This window comes from Mesorhizobium sp. M1334, from assembly GCF_040317995.1.
Classification (GTDB): domain Bacteria; phylum Pseudomonadota; class Alphaproteobacteria; order Rhizobiales; family Rhizobiaceae; genus Mesorhizobium.
Genome location: NZ_JAMYLM010000007.1, coordinates 242,440 through 262,897, shown reverse-complemented (window position 1 = coordinate 262,897; position 20,458 = coordinate 242,440). Strand labels below are relative to the sequence as shown.

The window sequence follows — 20,458 nt, the reverse complement described above, 5'->3', positions numbered from 1 at the left end:
TCGCCAGAAACATCCTTCAGACCGCCGATGCTGCCAAAGTCCCCATCAGCCATCGCATCAAGAAATGCGCCTGGAACGACGACTATCTCATCAATGCCATCACTCATATGCGATAGCCCTGCCCTCGAGGGGGAGATGTCGCCGAAGGCGACAGAGGGGGTCGTTGCGCGTGGAGCGCCGGCATCATCTGTCCGCGATGGGACGTCGCATCAGGACGTACCGACCCCCTCTGGCCTGCCGGCCATCTCCCCCTCAAGGGGGGAGATTTGCCACGTCACGGAACCAGATCGATTTCCTCGGTCTCGCCGCCGCTGCAGGTGTAGCAGCAATCGTCGCATTTTTCGGTGTTGCCGGGGCCGACCCCCCAATAGGTGTTTTCGTCGCCATCGACCCAGGCGCCATAGCAGATCGATTCGCCGTCATTGCAGGACAGCGGGATCGACTTGGTCTCGCCGTCGTTGAGATAATAATCCTGATTGTTTCCCGGCCAGACATGGTCGCGGTCCTGGCTGTAGAGTTCGACGCGCATGGCGTTGGGATGGCTGTTCTTGATCTCGAAGGTGACATCGCCGGCATGCGCGGCGGGCGCAAACAAGGCGGCAAGGCAAAGCGCCGCGGCAGCGCGGCGCGCGAAAGCGTAAAACATTGGATATTCCCCCCGGAATGAAACGGCCTCCCCGGCCGCGAGGGGGAACATGGCATGGCGGCGGGATGGGTGGAAGGGGGTTGCGCCATTTGCGCATCGCGTGGCGCGCGAGGTTGCTAAGCAAGACCCCTCTCCGGTTTGCTTCGCAAACCACCTCTCCCCGGGGCGAGGAATGCCAATCGCCGAAGCCTCACAAGGCTTGGGTTCCTCGCCCCACAAAGTGGGGGAGCCGCGAAGCGGCCGGAGAGGGGGCGGTCCGACCGGGCTCAACGCCCGGGCTTCAGCAGCGTCCAGATCCAGCCGATGAATGTGAGCACCAGGAAGGGATATCCGGCAGCGGGCAGCGGCGCCGACGTCGGCAGCAAAGGCGCGCCCCACAGGATCAGGCCCGCCGAGACGACAAACAGCAGAGCGGCCACGACAGCGGTGAGTCGCATCCACAGGGCGAAGGTTTTCGGCGCGCTGACCATGACCAGCGCCGCCGCCCACAGCGAGATACCGCCGACATAGGAGGGCACGCTGGCCTCAAGCCCGGCCGCATTGCCGGCCAGCAGCAGGCTCTCGCCGGCGAGGAAGGTCAAAAATCCAGCCGCCACCCAGTCATTGCCCTGCCGCTGATACTTCATGGTCAACAGCGCGGTCGCCACGACGAGTGCGACACCGTCGATCGTCCAGAGTGTTTCGCGGAGTGGCGCGCCCTCGACGAAAGTGCCGGCGAGGCCCAGAGCGCCGCCGATGGCGAGGCCGATCGCGGCGACGAAATCCAGCGTGGAGCGCATCGAGATCTCCCAAGCCGGGAGAGAATACGCCAAGGTAGCAGGTTCGTGGAAGCTACTGATGGTAGGAAGGTGCACGTCGACTGTCCGCTCCACGCAACTCTCGCAACGCTGATAAGAACCGCGCCTTTTTAATCACCGTGAAGGCTGCCATCTCTCATCATGACGATACGTCAGTGGGATACCTCTCCACTGGAGATTGTGTAAGAGAGTCTCTGGAAGAATTCCGGCACATCGGAGCCGGACGCGCCATAAACTAATTCGTCGATGTTCGTAGTAAACTCGATCCCTAGCAGCGGATTCAATATCGTTATGGCTTTGTACGCTTGCTTCCCCTCGTAATATCGCAGTGCTGAGTAGGTGATCACCTGGCGCAAATCGTGGCTACGAAATTGCCTATCGACGTACTTCATCTCTACCAGCGTGTCAGAAAACTCGAAGTCACCGTTGCAACTTTGGATAATTCCGTGCCCTCTGTAAAATGGAATACTTATTTTCTCTAGCGGGACACCCAGTCCACTAAAGTAGTGACGGAGCCACCGCGCCAATCTATCGACTTCGTCAGCTTCAGGCGCGCTCAATTCGTCCCTTTCTGTCGTAAACTCCAGGATGTTGCCCTTAAGAAAATCCAATGCGCTTGCGACTGCTCTTGACCGCAATACCTCTGCCGATTCCTCCGGCTGGCGAACGGACTCAAAGAAAAGAAAATAGCCTGCTTCACTGATTAGGTCCCGCCGCGAAGGACTGCTCGTAGAGCTAGCTGGCCCACTTATACGGTTGTAGGCCAGATTCACAGAGCGCGTGACAGCTTCCAAGTTCGGAAGTGCGCTACGCCAGAAGTTTGAGAACTGTGATGCAAACAACCTCTCGCTTATCATATCGCTAACGGCACGTTCGGCTTCTCTGATCTCCAATCCCGAACAATCAACTCAAAGGCGTCAAACCTACTTTTCATATGGTCACGCCAGTGCGACCCTTCGTCAACCATCGAATACGAAGCCAATATGAGAGCCCTGCGTTGCCAACCTGACACCGCTCCAAAATTTGCCTTGAACATCGACAGCCACGAGAAATTACCCCAATTCGAGAAAATCATGATTATGTCACGCCGTATCAACTCAGATGCCTCTTTCTCGAAGCATCTGTGAAGGTAATTTCTGGTCTTTATAGAGTTATATTTGCCGACAATTCGGTTAGCGTACGCAACGTGCATGTCTAGAGCCATAACCTCGTGGCCACTTTCGTAGAGCTCTATTATTCTATCACAGATTCCCGCCTTTTCCCGTTCACCCAATTCGTCGAATACCTGATATACCGTTTGAAATACCGTTGGCGCGATAGGATAAAGAGCGTCCATATTGTCGAGCATCGACAGCATCGCCCCATACTTTGCGTTGGTGCCTACCAATTTCAGCGCTTCGACAATTTTTCGCGTGGTGGGAATGTGCACTCGGGTCTGCGACAGTTGCTCATTCAAGAGCGCAACGACATCTATCTCTTCGAGCTCATCCTTGAGCTCGTCGTACTGCTCGGCCGCGTTGGGCGCATATGGATCAAACCTTAGCGTTAGAGACATAAGGCGTTGTATCGGTGAGCGGGTGTCCCTATCATCACCCCCACGTATCTGCGCCAAAACGTGCTTGAATTCAGACGCAGTTAGTATCCGCGTTTTTGATTTTTGAAGTGATAGTCCCTCATTATCGAGAGCCTTGTATATTTTGACAATGATCTCATGGGCTTCCTTCTTGCTGCCGCAGAAAACATGATAGTCATCGGCGTAGCGAATGAAGTGAATGCCAGAACTGAAAAGATATTGATCAGAGTTTGCGAGAGCCAGTTCTGCTAGAATTCGTGCAGCCGGGCCGCCAATTGGCAGGCCAGCCGACCTTGTTCCCGTAAGATGCTTCATGTATTCAAGGACCGTCTTTCGAACGTCCGGCTGCACACCAAGCATCCGAAGTGCGTTATCAAGCTTGTGGTGGCTTATCCTTGAATAACAATCAGCTATATCACATGTTATCACGTAGGCGTTATTTTCACATTCGGCAATCGACTTGTTGATGAAGTCTTTCCAAGAGATGTCCCGCCGAAAAAGCTCCCCGGACAGATAGCTATCTTTGTTCAATCGATAGGAAAATATCCGCTCCGGCCCAAGCCTGGCCGCTTCTATGGTCTCGGCGATTGAAAGCACATTTCCAAGTAGAAAGACGTTCCACAGCGGGTCTAGTTGCGATGCCCATCTAAACCCAGAATGATGCACAGCCACTAGTGAGCGGATGTCGTTCGGCGGCTCTTGTACAAACAATTTGTCAAAATCGGAATATCTTTTTAATAGTAAATCGGCGACATCGTTTCTCTTGTCATTTATTATTCTGTTCTCAATCGGAAACGGAAATATGTCGGTGTCGCCATGCTTATAGATATTGTCTATGGCCACGTAGAAAAATTTCTTCATAGAAACTGCCAGCCCCCTGTCCCGCTGAGGCTGCAGACTATCTATGAATATCGCATGATCAAGCTGGCCGAAGCGGTATTTTCAATCCCCCATCTTCAGCGCCTGGATAAACGCCTCCTGGGGAATATCCACTTTGCCGAACTGGCGCATGCGCTTCTTGCCCTCTTTCTGCTTGTCGAGCAGCTTGCGCTTGCGCGAGACGTCGCCGCCGTAGCATTTGGCGGTGACGTCCTTGCGCAGCGCCGAGATGGTTTCGCGGGCGATGACCTTGCCGCCGATCGCCGCCTGGATCGGGATCTTGAACAGATGGTGCGGGATCAGCTCCTTCAGCTTCTCGCACATCTGCCGGCCGCGCTTTTCCGCCGCCGTGCGGTGGACCAGCATCGACAGCGCGTCGACCGGCTCCTCATTGACCAGGATCGACATTTTCACCAGGTCGCCCTCGCGATAATCGGTCAAATGATAGTCGAAGGAGGCGTAGCCCTTTGAGATCGACTTCAGCCGGTCGTAGAAGTCGAAGACCACCTCGTTGAGCGGCAAATCGTAGATCAGCATGGCGCGCTTGCCGACATAGGACAGGTCGGCCTGGATGCCGCGCCGGTCCTGGCAGAGTTTCAGGATGCCGCCGAGATAGTCGTCGGGGGTCAGGATGGTAGCGCGGATCCATGGCTCCTCGATGGCGGAGATCTTGACCACGTCGGGCATGTCGGCCGGGTTGTGCAGTTCCTTGACCGTGCCGTCGTTCAACAGCAGGCGGTAGACGACCGAGGGCGCGGTGGCGATGAGGTCGAGGTTGAACTCGCGCTCCAGCCGCTCCTGGATGATTTCGAGATGCAAGAGGCCGAGGAAGCCGCAGCGATAGCCGAAGCCGAGCGCGGCGCTGGTTTCCATTTCGAACGAGAAGGACGCGTCGTTGAGGCGCAGCTTGCCGACGGCGGCGCGCAGGTCTTCGAAATCGGCGGCGTCGACCGGGAACAGGCCGCAGAACACCACCGGCTGCGCCGGCTTGAAGCCGGGCAGGGCTTGTGCAGTCGGGCGCTTGTCCTCGGTGATGGTGTCGCCGACGCGGGTATCGGCAACCTCCTTGATCGAGCCGGTGAAGAAGCCGAACTCGCCGGGGCCGAGCTCGTCGACATTGATGCGGGCGGGCGTGAAGACGCCGGTGCGCTCGACCAGGTATCTGGCGCCGGTGCCCATCATGCGGATGGTCTGGCCCTTCTTCAGCACGCCGTCGATGATGCGCACCAGCACGATGACGCCGAGATAGGCGTCGTACCAGGAGTCGACCAGCATCGCCTTCAGCGGAGCCGTGATGTCGCCCTCGCGCGGCGGCGGCAGATCGTTTACGATCGCCTCCAGCACGTCCGGAATGCCCAGCCCGGTCTTGGCCGAGATCAGCACGGCGTTGGAAGCGTCGATGCCGATCACCTCCTCGACCTGCTCGCGGATGCGCTCGGGCTCGGCGGCGGGCAGGTCGACCTTGTTCAGCACCACGACGATCTCGTGGTTGTTGTCGATGGCCTGATAGACATTGGCCAGCGTCTGCGCCTCGACGCCTTGCGAGGCATCGACGACCAGCAACGAGCCCTCGCAGGCGGCGAGCGAGCGCGACACTTCATAGGCGAAGTCGACATGGCCGGGCGTGTCGATCAGGTTGAGGACATAGTCCTGTCCATTGTTGGCGCGGTATTTCAGCCGCACCGTCTGCGCCTTGATGGTGATGCCGCGCTCGCGCTCGATGTCCATCGAGTCCAGCACCTGCTCCTTCATGTCGCGCAGCTCCAGCCCGCCGGTCGACTGGATCAGCCGGTCGGCAAGCGTGGATTTGCCATGGTCGATATGGGCAACGATGGAGAAGTTGCGGATGTTCTTGATCGGCGTGGTCATGCGGCGCGCTTTAGCAGGGGCACGGTATATCGGCAAGCGGCGGGACGCGGGTGCGGCGGCGGGACGGCAAAGTCGTTAAACTTTGATCCATGAGATTAGAGCATAGTTCGCGCCCGGCGTGATAGCCCCACTGGCCTATCGCCGTTTCGGGGGGATCGGAATGCCGCTGTCAGCACGCAAATTTCTCAGATCGGTGAGCGGCTCGTTCGCGCCGATGCTCGCCATCCTGCTTATCCCGATGGTTGCCGCATTGGGCTTTTCCATCGACTATACCTCGGCGGTTTCAACCAGGGCATCGATGCAGAACGCCCTCGATGCAGCGTCGCTGTCGATCACGACGCTTGCGACGGACACCTCATTGGCGGACCGCCAGGTAAAACTGCAGGAGGTATACCTGGCCAATGGCGGGCAAGGCACGGCCAAGCTCGACAGCTTCGTCGTCGCCACCGACGGCGCCGCCAGCATCAAGGCTTCGGCCGGCTTTGCCATGCCGACGAATTTCATGCAGATCGCCAGGATCAACACGGTGCAGGTCGGCGTTGCGTCGGCAGTGACAAAGCGGCCGGCGCTGGTGCAAGCCACGTTCAAGGTGACCAAGGTCTCGGGCTGGTGGGGCAAGACAATGACGCTCTACGGCACCAAATTCGGGGACACGGTGGCCAACAAGCTGATGAAGATCACCTACACATACAACGGTTATGGCGATCCGAAAGGCTATGGCACGGCGACCGTCTCCACCATCAACGGAGCGACGATCACTACGGTCCAGCAGCAGGTGTGTACGACCACCACGGTGCTCAGCTTTTATGGGCTGCCCAGCACCACGATCACCCAGACCGCTTCCAACGGCAAGAAATATGCAACCACCTGCGTCAACACCATGTACCCCGCGACCGGTGCCGGCGCGGTGATCGACGTAAGCCAGATGGACCAGCTCTATCTGCAGATGGATGTGCCGTCAGGCAATCCAACGGTGCTCAAATCGAACGATCCGGCAACATCGAACCGCCTCTACGCGGACGGCGTCGAGATCGCCAGTGGCCAAACGGTCGATATCTTTACACTGGTGCCGTGCGGCCAGACCAGCACACAAGCGTGGGAAGACGGGGGATCGCCGGTGCCGACATCTCCGAACATCACCGATTCCAACGCGGACTTTTTCTACACAGTAACCGGCAAGTGCGCCTTCAATCAGCGGGCATCGGAAACGCTGTTGACACAATAGGACGCCGCAGCTGAGTGCGAGGGCATATCGGCCCGCTTAGGCTGCCCGTCCATCACACCGCCGCCCGGTCACACCGAGTGGCGTGTTGGTTGCGAGCGACCGTCTTCCCTTCGCCCCCTGTGGGAGAAGGCGGCGGAGCGAAGCTCGGTCGGATGAGGGGTGTTCCAGGGAACGCCGACGCCTCATTTCTTCCAGCACCCCTCAACCGTCTCGGCGCTTCGCGCCGAGCCACCTTCTCCCACAAGGGCAAGGGAGAGCTGCGAACGATCACGAAGCGGTGATGCTGTAACGAACGGCGCGTCGGCGGCGAAGTGTGGACATGGACGATGTCTGCGCAGGAGAAACGCAATGCCTGGATCGACAGCGAGACGCAGCACAGCCCTGAAGGGGCTCGCCGCAATACTGTTTTCGGCAACTGTGCTGTCGGCAACCGGCGCGGCCGCCGGCCAGACGCAGACCGTCGTCGAGCTGTTCACCAGCCAGGGCTGCTCGTCCTGCCCGCCGGCCAACGCCAATCTGATCAAGGTCATGGACCGGCACGGCGTGTTGGCGCTGTCCTTCAACGTCACCTACTGGGACTATCTCGGCTGGAAGGACACATTCGGCAAAGAAGAATTCACGCAGCGCCAGGTCCGCTATGAACCGTCGCTCGGCCGTTCCGGCCCGTTCACGCCGCAAGTGGTGGTCAACGGCAGGGCCGATGCGGTCGGCGCCAGGCCGGGCGAGATCGAGCAGCTGATTTCGAGCGGCGGCCACGCCGACGGACCTTCGCTGTCGCTCGCCGGCGGGATGGTCAGCATCGGCGCCGGTCCGGTGCCCGGCGGCAAGGCCGACGTCTGGTTGGTGCGTTATGGCAAGGGCGTCGTCGAGGTGCCGGTGGCGCGCGGAGAAAACACCGGCCGCACGCTGCCGCACGCCAATGTCGTGCATTCGCTGACCAGGCTGGGTAGTTGGACCGGCGACGCCACCGCGCTGCCGCTGCCGGCGACGACGGGCGGCCTTAGCACGGCGGTGCTGGTGCAGGTGCCGGGCGGCGGGCCGATCCTTGCTGCCGCTACGAATTAGAAACCCGCCCGAAATTCCCCCAACGCGCAGCGGCGCCGCCGCATGCCGTCAACCCTGCCAAACCTTAGGAGATCATCATGACCAATCGTTTGACCAATCGCCCGACCCTGGCGGCACTCGCCTTCGCACTTTGCTCGGCGGCGCTGTTCGCAGGAGGCGCGGCGCGAGCCGAAGATGCGATGAAGCCGGCGATGGCGACAAACGCTATGAAGCCGGCAACGGGCGCCATGAAGCCGGCAACGGACGCAATGAAGCCGGCCGGCGCCATGGCGGCTGACGCGATGGCCACGATCGCGATGAAGGCGACAGATCCGATGAAGGCCGACTGCATGAACAAGGCCGACGCCGAGACGGACGCCATGAAGAAGGCAGAGGCGACCAAGGCCTGCGATGCCATGGCTCCGGCCAAATAGGCGATGCGCACAGCAATGTGAGAGCCCGGCGGACCTATCCGTCCTATAATCCACACCACATCATGGGAGATCAGACATGACCGCAGCCGTGAAACGATCGTCGATTTTCGCAAAAGCAACAGCTGCCGCGCTCATCCTCACGGCCGCCGCCGCCGTATTCTGGCAGACCCCGGCAGTCTCGGCCGAAGACGCGGTGGTGATCCCGCCGCCGGCAATGGACGAGAAGGCCACCGCCGGCACCGAAAAGGCGGTCTTCGCCGGCGGCTGCTTCTGGGGTGTGCAAGGCGTGTTCCAGCACGTCAAGGGTGTCACCAGCGCCGTCTCCGGCTATGCCGGCGGCGACAAGGACACGGCCGTCTATGAAATGGTCGGCACCAGCCGGACGGGCCATGCCGAATCCGTCGAGATCACGTACGAGCCGTCCAAGGTTACTTACGGCCAGCTGCTACAGGTGTATTTCTCGGTGGCGCACAATCCGACGCAACTGAACTACCAGGGGCCGGACAGCGGCACACAGTACCGTTCGACGATCTTTGCCGAAAACGACACGCAGAAAAAGATCGCCGAAAGCTATATCGCCCAGCTCGACAAGGCCAAGGTGTTTCCTAAGCCGATCGTGACGACGCTGGAGACCGGCAAGAGCTTCTATCCGGCCGAGGACTACCACCAGGACTTTCTGACCCTCAACCCGACCTATCCCTATATCGTCTACAACGATTTGCCCAAGGTCGAGAACCTGAAGCGGCTGTTCCCCAACCTCTACAGCGAAAAGCCGGTGCTGGTGCTGGCCGCCAACAAGAGCTGAGCTTTTGCGCCGGCGGGCGCGACGGAGAATAAGCGTCGGCGATCCTTCGTACCCCCCTCTGTCCTGCCGGACATCTCCCCCGCAAGGGGGGAGATCGGCTATCACCTCGACCTTCGCCAAATCTCCAACGTTCAGGACGAGCGGAGCGCTGAAACTGCTAATCTCCCCCCTTGCGGGGGAGATGGCCGGCAGGCCAGAGGGGGGTGCTGTCCCGCCAACGTCTCGAAACTACCTCCCCTTTTTCCAAGGCAGGCTCCAGCGCACTTTCTCCAACGTCGCCTTTGCCTCGGCCGAGTCCGGGTCGGGCTCTGTCTCGCGATAATGCGCCGAGCCCTCAGGCGGGTAGGCAAGCGTGTTGTTGAGGGCGAATTTGTCGATCTGGCTGAAGTCGGGGAAAGGCAGATTTTGCGCCTCGCGCCAATCGCCGACCCTTTTCTCCGCGGCGATGCGTTTTTCGTCGTCGACCGGAAGGTCGGTGGCTCTGTATTCCAGTGACGAAGGGAAGGCGAACTGCGCGCCGGCATCATCCATGATGTTGATCATGGACAACAGAATGTCCTCGCGGATGGCTTGAAAATCGGCCACGTCGGCGGTTTTGATATAAGTGAACACGTCGATATCGAGCGAATAGGCGCCGAAGCCGGCAAAGCGCACGCGGCACGGCTCATCGATAACGCGCGGATGGGCAATCAGCAGCTTGCGCAGCTCGGCCAGGACGTAACGCAGCTGATCGGGCGTGGTCTCGTAGCGCAGCTGCAGCGTCGTAGCGAACCGGGTGCGGTCGCGATGGGCGTAGTTCTCGATCTGCATGCCGGCGAAATCCGAGTTCGGCACCGAGATGATGGTGCGGTCGAGCGACCTGATGCGCGTCGAGCGCATGCCGATATGCTCGATCGTGCCGGACTGGTCGCCGAACTTGCAGAAGTCGCCGACGCTTACCGGCCGGTCGGCATAGAGCGTCAGGCCGGAGAGGAAGTTCTGCAGCGTCGGCTGCGCGGCCAGCGCCACCGCCAGACCGCCGATGCCGAGACCGGCGATGACGCCTTCGTAGGGTATGGCGAGCACTTCGGCCAACAGCAGGAAGCCGACGACCAGCACTGCGACGCGTGCGACGCCGGTGGACAGCGAAATCAGCGTGTCGTGATAGCCGGGCACTTGCCACAGTCCGCGATAGTGTTCGGCGACCTTGCCGATCAGATGCCAGACCACCGGCACGGCGCCGATCACGATCAGGCTCCAGGCGATTGCCTTGACCGGGGCGGCGACCACTTGCGGCAGACCGAGCGGGCGCAGCGTCAACAGCAGGAAGAAGCCAAGCACGATCGAGCGCACCGCCCATTCGACGATGCGGAAGAAGGCCGAGCTGTCCGTCCTTCGGACAAACAAGGAAATCAGCGCATTGGCGATGAAGCCGAAGACAATGCCGGCCAGTGCGGCAAGGCCGAGCATCCACCATTGCCAGTGCTCCATCGGGCCGGCGCGGGTGAGCAGGCCGGGGCTGATCTCGCGGGCGAGGCCACGGGCGATGAAGAACGGGTCGGTGCTGGCGAAGGCGGCGAATTCCGGCGCCACCGGCACGTCTTCGACGTCGGCGTAGAGCGCGCGGATGTGGGCGAGCGTCTCGGGCGTGAACTGCCAGATCTTGCGCTTGCCGGTGCCGTCGGGGTCGGTCTCGACCGGGCCGATGACGATGTTGCCGGCGGGATGCTCGAAATAGACGAAGGGGGTGTTGCTCTTCGGATCGTCGGGGATCTCCTGCCAATAGACGTAGCCGATGCGGTCGACGACCTTTTTGAGATAGCGCTCGAGCAGGAACGCCTCGTCGCCGCGCACCGCCGGAGTGTAGTTGCGCAGGTCGAGCGCCGCCTGTGCCGGATCGCCGGCTTCGGTGAGGCCGCTCAACAGCACCTTGAACGTGTCGCGCGGCGAGGCGAGCCTGCTCGGATCGTCGACCATGTCGATGGCTTCGCCACGCGCTTCCTGGAATTCGGCGAGCTTGGCCTGAAGCTGGCCAAGTGGCGGCCCGACGATGAACCAGTCGCCATTCCTGCGGCGAAAAGTGACGGCGAAGGAGACCCTGGTGCCGTATTGCGGCAGCGTCGCCGTCACCTCGTCGCCGGCAATCGCGTCATGCGGCAGGCTCCACAGACGGAACGTCGCGTTGTCGATGACGGTGAACAGCAGCTTGGTGTAATCGGGCATGTTGAGGCCGCCGCGGTCGGCCTCGGTGACGTCGACGAGACCCGCCGCCAGACCGGCAAGACCCATGCCGCCGCCGGTGGCGCGCGGCACGTTGTCGGCGCCGCTCTCGTTCATCGTCTGCAGGAACGAGCGCATGGTGCTCATCGGGCTCGACTGGTCGACACGCACGTCCTCGACGGCGCTTACGCGCACACCTGTCCACCATTCGGCGGTGGCGGCATCGAAGCGGCCCATGAAGCTGCCGCCGTCAGGCGATTGGACGAAGGTGAAGGCGCCCTGGCGGTCGCCTTCGAACCAGTGGCCGACAAGCTTGTCGCCTTCGGCCTTGGCCTCGATACGGCCGTTATAAAGCGGGTACACGCCCTTTACGTCGGCGCCGGTCTGCTCGAACTTGATCTGGGCGCCGCCGCCGCGCCATTTCGTGTCCCACACGCCGGTCCAGTTGGCCGCGTCCTGGGCATGCGCCTGCGGCATCGCCGGCAGCAGGCCGGCAAGCGCGAGTGCGCCGATCAGCGCGACCGTCCGGATCAGCAAAAGCAGCAGCCGATCCTGTCCTGCCGCAAAAAAGGGGGTCATTGCATCGCCCTTCTTGATGCCGACGATTCTGCTCGGCCGGCCAGAGAAGGTTATTCCGCTTGAAGATGAATATTCTGTTTCAGGCTGCGACGGCGATGCCGGTCAGTCATAGGTCAGATCCGTCGCCTTGCCGGCGAACACTCGGTAGGCAAAGAACGAATAGAAGATGATGATCGGCAGCACGACGACCGTGCCGACCAGGATGACGGCCAGGCTTTCGGGTGCCGAAGCAGCCTGCCAGATGGTCAGCCGGTCGGGCACCACGAAGGGGTAGAAAGACCAGGCGAGGCCGGCAAAGCCGAGCGTGAAGATCGCGGCCAATGTCAGGAACGGGAGCAGCGCGTGGCGGTCGCCGGGTTTCGGCAGATGGAAGGTCTGGCGCCACAGCCACAGGAACAGCACTGCCGACAGGATCGGCAGCGGTGACAAATAGAGCATGGCCGGCCAGACGAACCATTTGTCGAAGATGCGCGCGCTGGCAAAGGGCGTGGCCAGCGATACCGCGACCATGCCGAGCGCGGTCAGCACCAGTGTCGTGCGCAGCCACAGCACCGCCTTCCTCTGCAGGTCGCCTTCCGTCTTGTAGATGACCCAGGCGGCGCCCATCGCCGCGTAGGCCGCGGCAAGGCAGAGCGCCACCAGCGCGCCGAACGCCATGCCGCCAGGGCCGACGTCGAGGCCGAGCACATAGACGCCGAGCATATAACCTTGCGCCAGCGAAGCGACGACCGAGCCGAGGAAGAAGATGCGGTTCCAGCGGTGCTTCCTGCCGGCCGGCACCTTGGCGCGGAAATCGAAGGCGACGCCGCGCAGGATCAAGCCGACCAGCAGCACGAAAACCGGAATGTAGAGCGCCGTCAGGATGGTGCCGTGCGCCAGCGGGAAGGCGACCAGCAGCAGGCCGACCGCCAGCACCAGCCAGGTCTCGTTGGCGTCCCAGAATGGGCCGATGGCGGCGATCATCGTATCCTGTTCGGTGCCTTCGGCTGCGGCGAACAGGATGCCGATGCCGAGATCGAAGCCGTCGAGGATGACGTAGATCAGGATGGCGAGGCCCATCAGTCCGGCGAAGATCAGAGGCAGCAGGGTCGGCCAGTCGAAGCTCATGATGTTTCTCCCGGTTGCGCAACCGGCTGCGACAGCGGCCTGTTCATGACGCCCGGTAGCGGCGAGGTGTCTCCATCCTTCGCCGCCTTCAATGCCAGATGCACCAACACGCTGAGATAGGCGATCAGCAGCAGCACGTAGAGGCTGAGATAGACCGCGAGCGACAGCGCGACATGGCTGCCGGCGACCGGCCCGACAGCATCGGCGGTACGCAGCACGCCGGTGACCAGCCAGGGCTGGCGGCCGATCTCAGTGGTGTACCAGCCGGCCAGCGTCGCCAGCCAGCCGGACAGCGCCATCGGCACCATGACGAGCGCCAGCGGCTTGGGCAGGCTGTGGCGGCGCTTGAGGAAGAAGGCCGCCGACCAGGAGACGGCGAGCATAAGGAGGCCTGTGCCGACCATGATGCGAAAGCCCCAGAACACCGGAAATACCGGCGGATGGTTGCCGGCATAATCGTTCAGCCCCGGCACGATGCCGCCGGCGCTGTGCCTGAGGATGAGGCTGGCGCCGTCGGGAATGGTGAGCTCGAACCTGTTCTCGCTCGCCGCTTCATCGGGAAGCGCAAACAGCACCAGCGGCACGTTGGGACCGGTGTTCCAGTTGGCCTCCATGGCGGCGATCTTCTGCGGCTGGTGTTCGAGCGTGTTGAGGCCGTGCTGGTCGCCGGCGAAGATCTGGATCGGGATCAGGATCGCGGCGGTGAAGACGCCGGTGCGCAGCGCCTTCCACATCGATTCCGAACGATCGCCGTAGAGATAGCGCAGCGCCGACAGGCCGGCGATCAGGAACGAGACGGTCAGCCCCGAAGCAAGCAGCATATGGACGAGCCGGTAGGGCATGGACGGATTGAAGACAACGGCCCACCAGTCGGTGGCGTGCGCTACACCATCGCGCATCTCGAAGCCGGCCGGCGTCTGCATCCACGAATTGAGTGCTATGATCCAGAAGGCGGACAAGGTGGTGCCGCCGGCCACCAGCACCGTCGCCAGCGTATGGATGCGGTTCGAGACGCGGCGGAAGCCGAACAGCATGATGCCGAGGAACGCCGCCTCGAGGAAAAAGGCGGTCAGGATCTCGTAGGCCAGCAGCGGGCCGGCAATGTTGCCGACCGTCTCCATATAGCCCGGCCAGTTGGTGCCGAACTGAAAACTCATGGTGACGCCGGAAACCACGCCCATGGCGAAGGACAGCGCGAATACCTTAACCCAGGTGAAATAAGCGCGCATCCAGGCGGAATCGTTGGTCGCGTTGTAGCGGAGCTTGAAGAACAGCAGCACCCAGCCGAGCGCGATGGTGATCGCCGGGAACAGGATGTGGAACGAGATGTTCGCGCCGAACTGTATGCGCGACAGGATGAGCGGGTCCATGGCGGCTCCGGCTGCTGCTTGTTTGTACAAGGATAGGCTTCATGCGCGGGACGGTCAAAGCGGCGTCCCGCCGCGAGGCGGAACGCCGCAGTGCCGGTGAATCTGCTTCTGCGCGGAATTTGGCTGGACGATCGGGCAGGTGTCGCCTATTCCGGCGAACCTCGATGTCCAGAACTGTCAGGAGCGGCATTGACATCCGGATTTGCGAACCGACATTCAGCGGATTAAATCAACAACTCTGTTTCAAGCAGCCGTTTTCAGCCATGCAGCCGATCATCTCGATTTCCGGGGTCACCAAGACCTACGCCACCGGCTTCAAGGCGCTGAAGGAGATCAATCTCGATATAGTGCGCGGCGAGATCTTTGCGCTGCTCGGGCCGAACGGCGCCGGCAAGACGACGCTGATCTCGATCGTCTGCGGCATCGTCAACCGCTCGTCGGGTTCCGTCACCGTCGACGGCCATGACATCAACCGCGACTACCGCGCGGCGCGCAGTCTGATCGGGCTGGTGCCGCAGGAGCTGACCATCGACGCCTTCGAGAGCGTGTGGGCGACGGTCAATTACAGCCGCGGCCTGTTCGGCAAGCCGGCGGACAAGGCGTTCATCGAAAAGGTGCTGCGCGACCTGTCGCTCTGGGACAAGAAGGACGCCAAGGCGATCACGCTATCCGGCGGCATGAAGCGCCGGCTGATGATTGCCAAGGCGTTGTCGCACGAGCCGCGCATCCTGTTCCTCGACGAACCGACGGCAGGCGTCGATGTCGAGCTGCGCCAGGACATGTGGGCGATGGTGCGCAGGCTGCGCGAAGACGGCGTCACCATCATCCTGACCACGCACTACATCGAAGAAGCGGAGGCGATGGCCGACCGCGTCGGCGTCATTAACCGCGGCGAGATCGTGCTGGTCGAGGACAAGGCCGAGCTGATGCGCAAGCTCGGCCGCAAGCGGCTTGTGCTGGAACTGCGCAGTCCCCTGGCCACCGTTCCCGACGCCTTTTCGCGCTACGCGCTGGAGCTTTCGCCGGATGGCGGGCAGCTGACCTATACTTATGACAACCAGAGCGAACGGCCGGGCGTCGCCTCGTTGATCCGCGAGCTCGAGGCGGCCGGCATCCAGTTCCGCGACATCGACACGGAAAACAGCTCGCTCGAGGAGATCTTCGTCAATCTGGTGAGGAAACAGGCATGAACCCGCGCGCGGTCATGAATCTTCATGCGGTATGGGCGATCTATCGGGTGGAGATGGCGCGCGCCCTTCGCACGGTGCTGCAGAGCATTGTTTCGCCGGTCATTTCGACGTCGCTCTATTTCGTCGTCTTCGGCTCGGCCATCGGCTCGCGCATCACCGAGATCGACGGCATCAGCTACGGCGCCTTCATCGTGCCGGGGCTGATCATGCTGTCGCTGCTGACGCAGTCGATCTCCAACGCTTCTTTCGCTATCTATTTTCCGAAATTCGTCGGCTCGATCTACGAATTGCTGTCGGCGCCTGTGTCCTATCTGGAGATCGTCATCGCCTATGTCGGGGGTGCGGCGACAAAGTCGATCGTGCTTGGCCTGATCATCCTGGCGACGGCCTCGCTGTTCGTGCCGCTTCACATCGAGCATCCGTTCTGGATGCTCGCCTTCCTGGTGCTGACGGCGGTGACCTTCAGCCTGTTCGGCTTCATCATCGGCATCTGGGCGAAGAGCTTCGAGCAGCTGCAGCTGGTGCCGCTGCTGATCATCACGCCGCTGACCTTCCTCGGCGGCAGCTTCTATTCGATCAACATGCTGCCGGGCATCTGGCGCACGGTGACGCTGTTCAACCCGGTCGTCTACCTGGTCAGTGGGTTCCGCTGGAGCTTCTACGGCAAATCCGACGTTTCGGTCGGCGTCAGTCTCGGCATGACGGTTGTTTTCCTGCTCGTCTGCATAGCAATCGTCGCCTGGATCTTCAGGACCGGCTACCGGCTGCGCAACTGATCGACTGGCCTGCTAGGCAAAGCAGCCTTATCAGTCAACGGAAACAGCGCTGAGTGCAGCCCTTGCGACGACAGCCCCTTGATCTTCATGTTTTGTTATATACCATGTTATGGTTTTTCGCGAGACGGATTGGCGTATGGAAGACGTCGTACGATCGCTTGGTTTCTTGTGCCTGGGCAGCAGGATGAAGCGTATAGGCGAGCAACTGCAAGCGGAGGCGCAGCGCATGCTCGACCGGCTGGATGTTCCGGTTCAGGCGAGCCAGTACCCACTGCTGGCCGCGCTCGACAGGCTGGGCCCGCTGCCTGTCGGGGAACTGGCGCAATCGCTTGGCATCGCGCAGCCGGGTGTAACGCGAAGCGTCTCGCTTCTGGCCGGATTGGGATTGCTCGAGGTTAGTCCGTCGACCGATGACCAGCGGCGCAGGATTGTCTCTCTCACTCGGGACGGCCGGCGGCTGGTCGATGTCGCAAAGCGCGAGGTCTGGCCGCGCATCGAAAACGCCGTTGCGGATTTGTGCGCGGATCTTTCGGGGTCGCTTCTTGAGCAGCTGACCGCCATCGAGGACGGCCTCGCCGTGGCCCCTCTCGACCGTCGAGTGAAAAATCCGGAGGGCGCTGCGTGATGAGACACCTGCTCGACCGGCCTATCTGGAGCGCGCTTCAGACGCGACATCGGGCGTTCGCGCAAGGTAATGACCTCGCCAGGCGGTATCGGCCGTCGATCGTTCCATTCGCCGCCACTGGCGCCGACGACGCCGAAAGCCTGCGGGCGCTCGAACAGCTTGTCTCCGCGGGCGAGAGCGTCATCCTGCTTCAGTCGGACGCCATTGCTCTGCCCGCGGGGCTTTCCGCGACGTTGACCGCAGCCGGGGTTCAAATGATTGCCGAGCGGCCGTTGCAAACCGTGTCTGATCAACGTGTACAACGTCTGACCCGAGACGATGCGGCTGAGATGCTCGCCCTGGCATTGCTCACCAAGCCTGGCCCATTCACGCTCGAAGCCTTGAGCCTGGGCGATTTTTGGGGCGTGAAAATCGAGGGCAGACTTGTGGCAATGGCCGGCGAGCGCATGAAACAACCTGGCTATACCGAACTCAGCGGGGTGTGCTCACATCCGGAATTTCGCGGCGGTGGCCTAGGCAAGCTGCTGTCCCTGTTCGTGGCAAACCGGATAGTGGCGCGCGGCGAAGTTCCCTATCTTCACGCCTATGCCAGCAACACCACGGCCATTAGACTATACGAGTCCATTGGCTTCAGGTTGCGAAGCACAATGAATGTGGCCGTGGTTCAGCGCACCGAATGATTAGTCGGCGCATGATGCGCAGCATGGATGCATCCCATATCAGGAAAGGAAGGATTTCGCATCACCGAAATCCTTCCTCGAGACTGCAAGGCCTTCCTGCGTCTCAGACCGCGATCTTGCCGCCGCCTTGCCTGGTGATGGCAACGACCGCCGGGCGCACCGGCATGTCCGGCTTGAAGTCAGGCCAGCGGGTCGACAAATCCTCATAATAGGAGGGACGCCCAAAAGCCTCCCAGTCCTCGCCACCGTCGCCTGGATGCTGGACAGCAACGAAAGCAGTCTGGTCGTCCGGCGCAAACAGGGGACCACACATTTCGGCGCCGATCGGCACACGGAAGAACAGCTTTGAGGTCGCCCGCGCCGGGCCTTCCGTGTCGACCGCCCACAGGCCGTCGGTGCGGCCTGTGGCCTTCGGGCCCTGGCCGTCGGTAGCAACCCAGAGGCGGCCGGCCGAATCGACCGCGCAATTGTCCGGCATGCCGAACCAGCCATTGGCAGTGGTTGCGGTGGAGAAGGTGGCGCCGATTTCGGCCACGGCGGGATCACCGCATTTCAGCAGGATTTCCCACTTGCCCTTGGTCGCAGCGAAATCACCGCCATCCTCGACGATCTCAATGATATGGCCAAAGGCGTTTTCGGCGCGCGGATTGGCGGCGTCGACCTGGTCGGCCTTGCGCTTCGAATTGTTGGTCAGCATGACATAGACCTTGCCATTGGCGGCATTGGGCTGGATGTCTTCCGGGCGGTCCATCTTGGTGGCGCCAAGCAGGTCGGCGGCACGGCGCGTCTCGATCAGCACGTCGGCCTGGCTGGCAAAGCCGTTTGCCGCTGTCAGCGGTCCCTGGCCGAAGACGATCGGCAGCCATTCGATTGAACCGTCCTCGGCGAACTTGGCGACATGCAAGGTGCCGTCGTCGAGCAAATTCATGTTGGCGGCGCGATCGTCCGGATTGAACTTGCCTGTGGTGACGAACTTATAGACATAGTCGAAGCGCTCGTCGTCGCCGAGGTAGAAGGCGACACGGCCATCCTTGGCGACGATCGATTCTGCGCCCTCATGCTTGAAGCGGCCCATGGCGGTGCGCTTCCTCGGCACCGACGTCGGATCCTGAACGTCGACCTCGACGATCCAGCCGAAGCGGTTCGGCTCGTTCGGCTCCTTGCCGATATCGAAACGGTCATGATGCGCCGCCCATTCATAGGCGCCTTCGGGAATGCCGAGGCGCTTGTAGTTGGCCGCCTCGTTATGGCCCTGCGGCAGCTCGCCCGAGAAATAGCCGTGGATGTTCTCCTCGGCCATGACATAGGTGCCCCACGGCGTGACGCCGCCGGCGCAGTTGTTGAGGGTGCCGATGACCTTCGTACCGCTCGGGTCGGCGCTGGTCTTGACGCGGTCGTGGCCGGCGACGGGGCCAGACAGTGCCATCTCGGTATTGGAGGTGATGCGGCGGTTGAGCTTGCCGTCGCGCACGACCTGCCATTTGCCGGCTTCTTTGCGGATCTCGACAATGGTGCCGCCATGCGCGGCCATCTCGACATCGACTTGCTCCTTGCTGAGGGGCGCCTGCTTGGCTTTGCCATCGACGATGGTGACGAGGCCCGGGAACATCAGATGCGGATTGGTGTATTCGTGGTTGACGACCAGCAGGCCATGCTCGGCCGAGCCGCCGATCGGGATATAACCGACATAGTCGTTGTTGTAGCCGAATTGTCTGGCCTGGGCTTCCGCCGACTGTTTTGTCGGATCGAATTCCGGCGAATCGGCGAACAGCGGATCGCCCCAGCGCAGCAGCACGTCGGCGTCATAGCCAGGTGCGACGTGATGCTTGTCGTCGATGCCGGCCTCGAGCTCGTCGAAAGCGAAGGCGGAGCCTTCGGCGGCGCGGGCGTTGTCGGCGGCGATCAGCGCCAGCGGGCTGACGGTAGCGGCTATGGCCGAGACGGCAAGCGAGCCCTTGAGGAAGCCGCGGCGCGAGAACCGCGCGGCGATGATCTCACCCATGGTGCGGTTGTCGGTGGAATTGGCTCCTGGCCCATCGTTTTCCTCGAGCAGGCTGGTGCGGAAATGGGCGTCAGGGGTGCGATGTTCGGTCGAGCGCTGTTCGGTCATAGGGCCTGCCTCTGGCTGGATGGATTGCTGGAGCGTGTTGCCTGGCCAATCCGGTATTACCGGCAGGTCACAGTTTGATGACATGCCGGCTAATTGCCATCTGCGATTTCGTATCCAACATCAGCCCCGCTTGACCGCGACCGGCGCTTCGGAAACAAGAGCTGCGGCAGGCGCGTAGGGACCGCATCGGGAGGAACAAAAGTGAGTTTCTGGGGACTTGGGCAGCTCTGCGTTTCGACGGTGATCTTCCTGCTGGCGGCGATGGCCGCAAAACAGTGGGGGCTGGCGCCGAGCCTCGGCAAGATCGTGCTGACGTTGGCGCTCTATTCGCTGGGCAATCTGATCATGCTGAGGCTGATCCGTGAATTCGGCATGTCGGTGTCGTTCAGCCTGTCGGCGGTGATCCAGCTGGTGTCGGTGAATGTGGTGGCGCTGGTCTTCTTCGGCGAGCGCGTCAATGCCTTGCAGGCAACCGGCATTGTGCTTGCCATCGCAGCTGTGGCGCTGATCACGCTCGGGCCCTATCTGCAAAGGCTGTAGCTGCGATCGG

At 61.5% G+C, this 20,458-nt stretch carries 18 protein-coding genes; 9 read left to right on the top strand and 9 right to left on the bottom strand.

From position 1 onward, the window contains the following. Positions 1-274: 274 nt before the first annotated feature. The 5 genes from NKH17_RS16280 to lepA form a co-directional block, all read right to left on the bottom strand. Entirely contained in the window at positions 275-646 is a 372-nt protein-coding gene (locus tag NKH17_RS16280; RefSeq protein ID WP_352900146.1) for a hypothetical protein, read from the bottom strand. A 266-nt stretch (positions 647-912) separates the two neighbouring features. After that, positions 913-1,425, bottom strand: coding sequence for a hypothetical protein (locus tag NKH17_RS16275; RefSeq protein ID WP_352900148.1), 513 nt, complete (start codon positions 1,423-1,425; stop codon positions 913-915). A 170-nt stretch (positions 1,426-1,595) separates the two neighbouring features. After that, the gene (locus NKH17_RS16270; RefSeq protein WP_352971401.1) at positions 1,596-2,216 is read right to left on the bottom strand and encodes a hypothetical protein; all 621 of its coding nucleotides are present in this window, start codon (positions 2,214-2,216) and stop codon (positions 1,596-1,598) included. An 80-nt stretch (positions 2,217-2,296) separates the two neighbouring features. Beyond that, positions 2,297-3,877: an RNA-directed DNA polymerase gene (locus tag NKH17_RS16265; RefSeq protein WP_352900151.1), complete on the bottom strand. Its 1,581-nt coding sequence runs from the start codon at positions 3,875-3,877 to the stop codon at positions 2,297-2,299. Between the two features lie 81 nt (positions 3,878-3,958). Then, positions 3,959-5,764, bottom strand: a complete 1,806-nt coding sequence (lepA, locus tag NKH17_RS16260; RefSeq protein WP_352898019.1) for a translation elongation factor 4 — start codon at positions 5,762-5,764, stop codon at positions 3,959-3,961. A gap of 160 nt (positions 5,765-5,924) precedes the next feature. Here lepA and NKH17_RS16255 point away from each other — a divergent pair, with 160 nt between their 5' ends. The 4 genes from NKH17_RS16255 (at position 5,925) to msrA (ending at position 9,272) form a co-directional block, all read left to right on the top strand. Beyond that, on the top strand, positions 5,925-6,989 hold the full coding sequence (locus NKH17_RS16255) for a TadE/TadG family type IV pilus assembly protein (RefSeq protein WP_352900154.1): 1,065 nt from the start codon (positions 5,925-5,927) through the stop codon (positions 6,987-6,989). Between the two features lie 348 nt (positions 6,990-7,337). Beyond that, positions 7,338-8,054 (top strand): DUF1223 domain-containing protein, encoded by a 717-nt coding sequence (locus tag NKH17_RS16250; protein ID WP_352900157.1) that lies wholly within the window; start codon positions 7,338-7,340, stop codon positions 8,052-8,054. Between the two features lie 77 nt (positions 8,055-8,131). Further along, the gene (locus NKH17_RS16245; RefSeq protein ID WP_352900160.1) at positions 8,132-8,467 is read left to right on the top strand and encodes a hypothetical protein; all 336 of its coding nucleotides are present in this window, start codon (positions 8,132-8,134) and stop codon (positions 8,465-8,467) included. Between the two features lie 76 nt (positions 8,468-8,543). After that, positions 8,544-9,272 carry a peptide-methionine (S)-S-oxide reductase MsrA gene (gene msrA, locus NKH17_RS16240; protein ID WP_352971396.1) on the top strand — a complete coding sequence of 243 codons (729 nt, stop codon included), beginning with the start codon at positions 8,544-8,546 and terminating at the stop codon, positions 9,270-9,272. Positions 9,273-9,500: 228 nt separating this feature from the next. On the opposite strand, the gene NKH17_RS16235 is transcribed toward msrA, so the two are convergent. The 3 genes from NKH17_RS16235 to NKH17_RS16225 form a co-directional block, all read right to left on the bottom strand. Continuing rightward, complete coding sequence (locus NKH17_RS16235; protein WP_352900166.1) at positions 9,501-12,050, bottom strand: mechanosensitive ion channel family protein; 2,550 nt, start codon at positions 12,048-12,050, stop codon at positions 9,501-9,503. A 102-nt stretch (positions 12,051-12,152) separates the two neighbouring features. Beyond that, on the bottom strand, positions 12,153-13,157 hold the full coding sequence (locus tag NKH17_RS16230; protein WP_352803109.1) for a cytochrome d ubiquinol oxidase subunit II: 1,005 nt from the start codon (positions 13,155-13,157) through the stop codon (positions 12,153-12,155). Then, a complete protein-coding gene (locus NKH17_RS16225; protein ID WP_352803107.1) occupies positions 13,154-14,527 on the bottom strand; it encodes a cytochrome ubiquinol oxidase subunit I in 1,374 nt (457 codons plus the stop codon). Before NKH17_RS16225 ends, NKH17_RS16230 begins: the two co-directional genes overlap by 4 nt. 263 nt (positions 14,528-14,790) lie before the next feature. Here NKH17_RS16225 and NKH17_RS16220 point away from each other — a divergent pair, with 263 nt between their 5' ends. The 4 genes from NKH17_RS16220 to NKH17_RS16205 all read left to right on the top strand — a co-directional run bounded on the left by NKH17_RS16220 (position 14,791) and on the right by NKH17_RS16205 (position 17,798). Then, positions 14,791-15,717 carry an ABC transporter ATP-binding protein gene (locus tag NKH17_RS16220; protein ID WP_352876957.1) on the top strand — a complete coding sequence of 309 codons (927 nt, stop codon included), beginning with the start codon at positions 14,791-14,793 and terminating at the stop codon, positions 15,715-15,717. Positions 15,718-15,731: 14 nt separating this feature from the next. Continuing rightward, positions 15,732-16,493 (top strand): ABC transporter permease, encoded by a 762-nt coding sequence (locus NKH17_RS16215; protein ID WP_352509411.1) that lies wholly within the window; start codon positions 15,732-15,734, stop codon positions 16,491-16,493. A 136-nt stretch (positions 16,494-16,629) separates the two neighbouring features. Next, entirely contained in the window at positions 16,630-17,118 is a 489-nt protein-coding gene (locus NKH17_RS16210) for a MarR family winged helix-turn-helix transcriptional regulator (protein ID WP_352900170.1), read from the top strand. Further along, positions 17,118-17,798, top strand: a complete 681-nt coding sequence (locus NKH17_RS16205; RefSeq protein ID WP_352900173.1) for a GNAT family N-acetyltransferase — start codon at positions 17,118-17,120, stop codon at positions 17,796-17,798. The genes NKH17_RS16210 and NKH17_RS16205 overlap by 1 nt, the downstream gene beginning before the upstream one ends. Before the next feature lie 103 nt (positions 17,799-17,901). Here the strand turns inward: NKH17_RS16205 and NKH17_RS16200 are convergent, their stop codons facing one another. Further along, the gene (locus NKH17_RS16200) at positions 17,902-19,908 is read right to left on the bottom strand and encodes a PhoX family protein (RefSeq protein WP_352900176.1); all 2,007 of its coding nucleotides are present in this window, start codon (positions 19,906-19,908) and stop codon (positions 17,902-17,904) included. A gap of 201 nt (positions 19,909-20,109) precedes the next feature. On the opposite strand from NKH17_RS16200, the gene NKH17_RS16195 reads away from it, so the two are divergent. Continuing rightward, positions 20,110-20,448, top strand: coding sequence for a hypothetical protein (locus NKH17_RS16195; RefSeq protein ID WP_023679017.1), 339 nt, complete (start codon positions 20,110-20,112; stop codon positions 20,446-20,448). Positions 20,449-20,458: the final 10 nt, after the last annotated feature.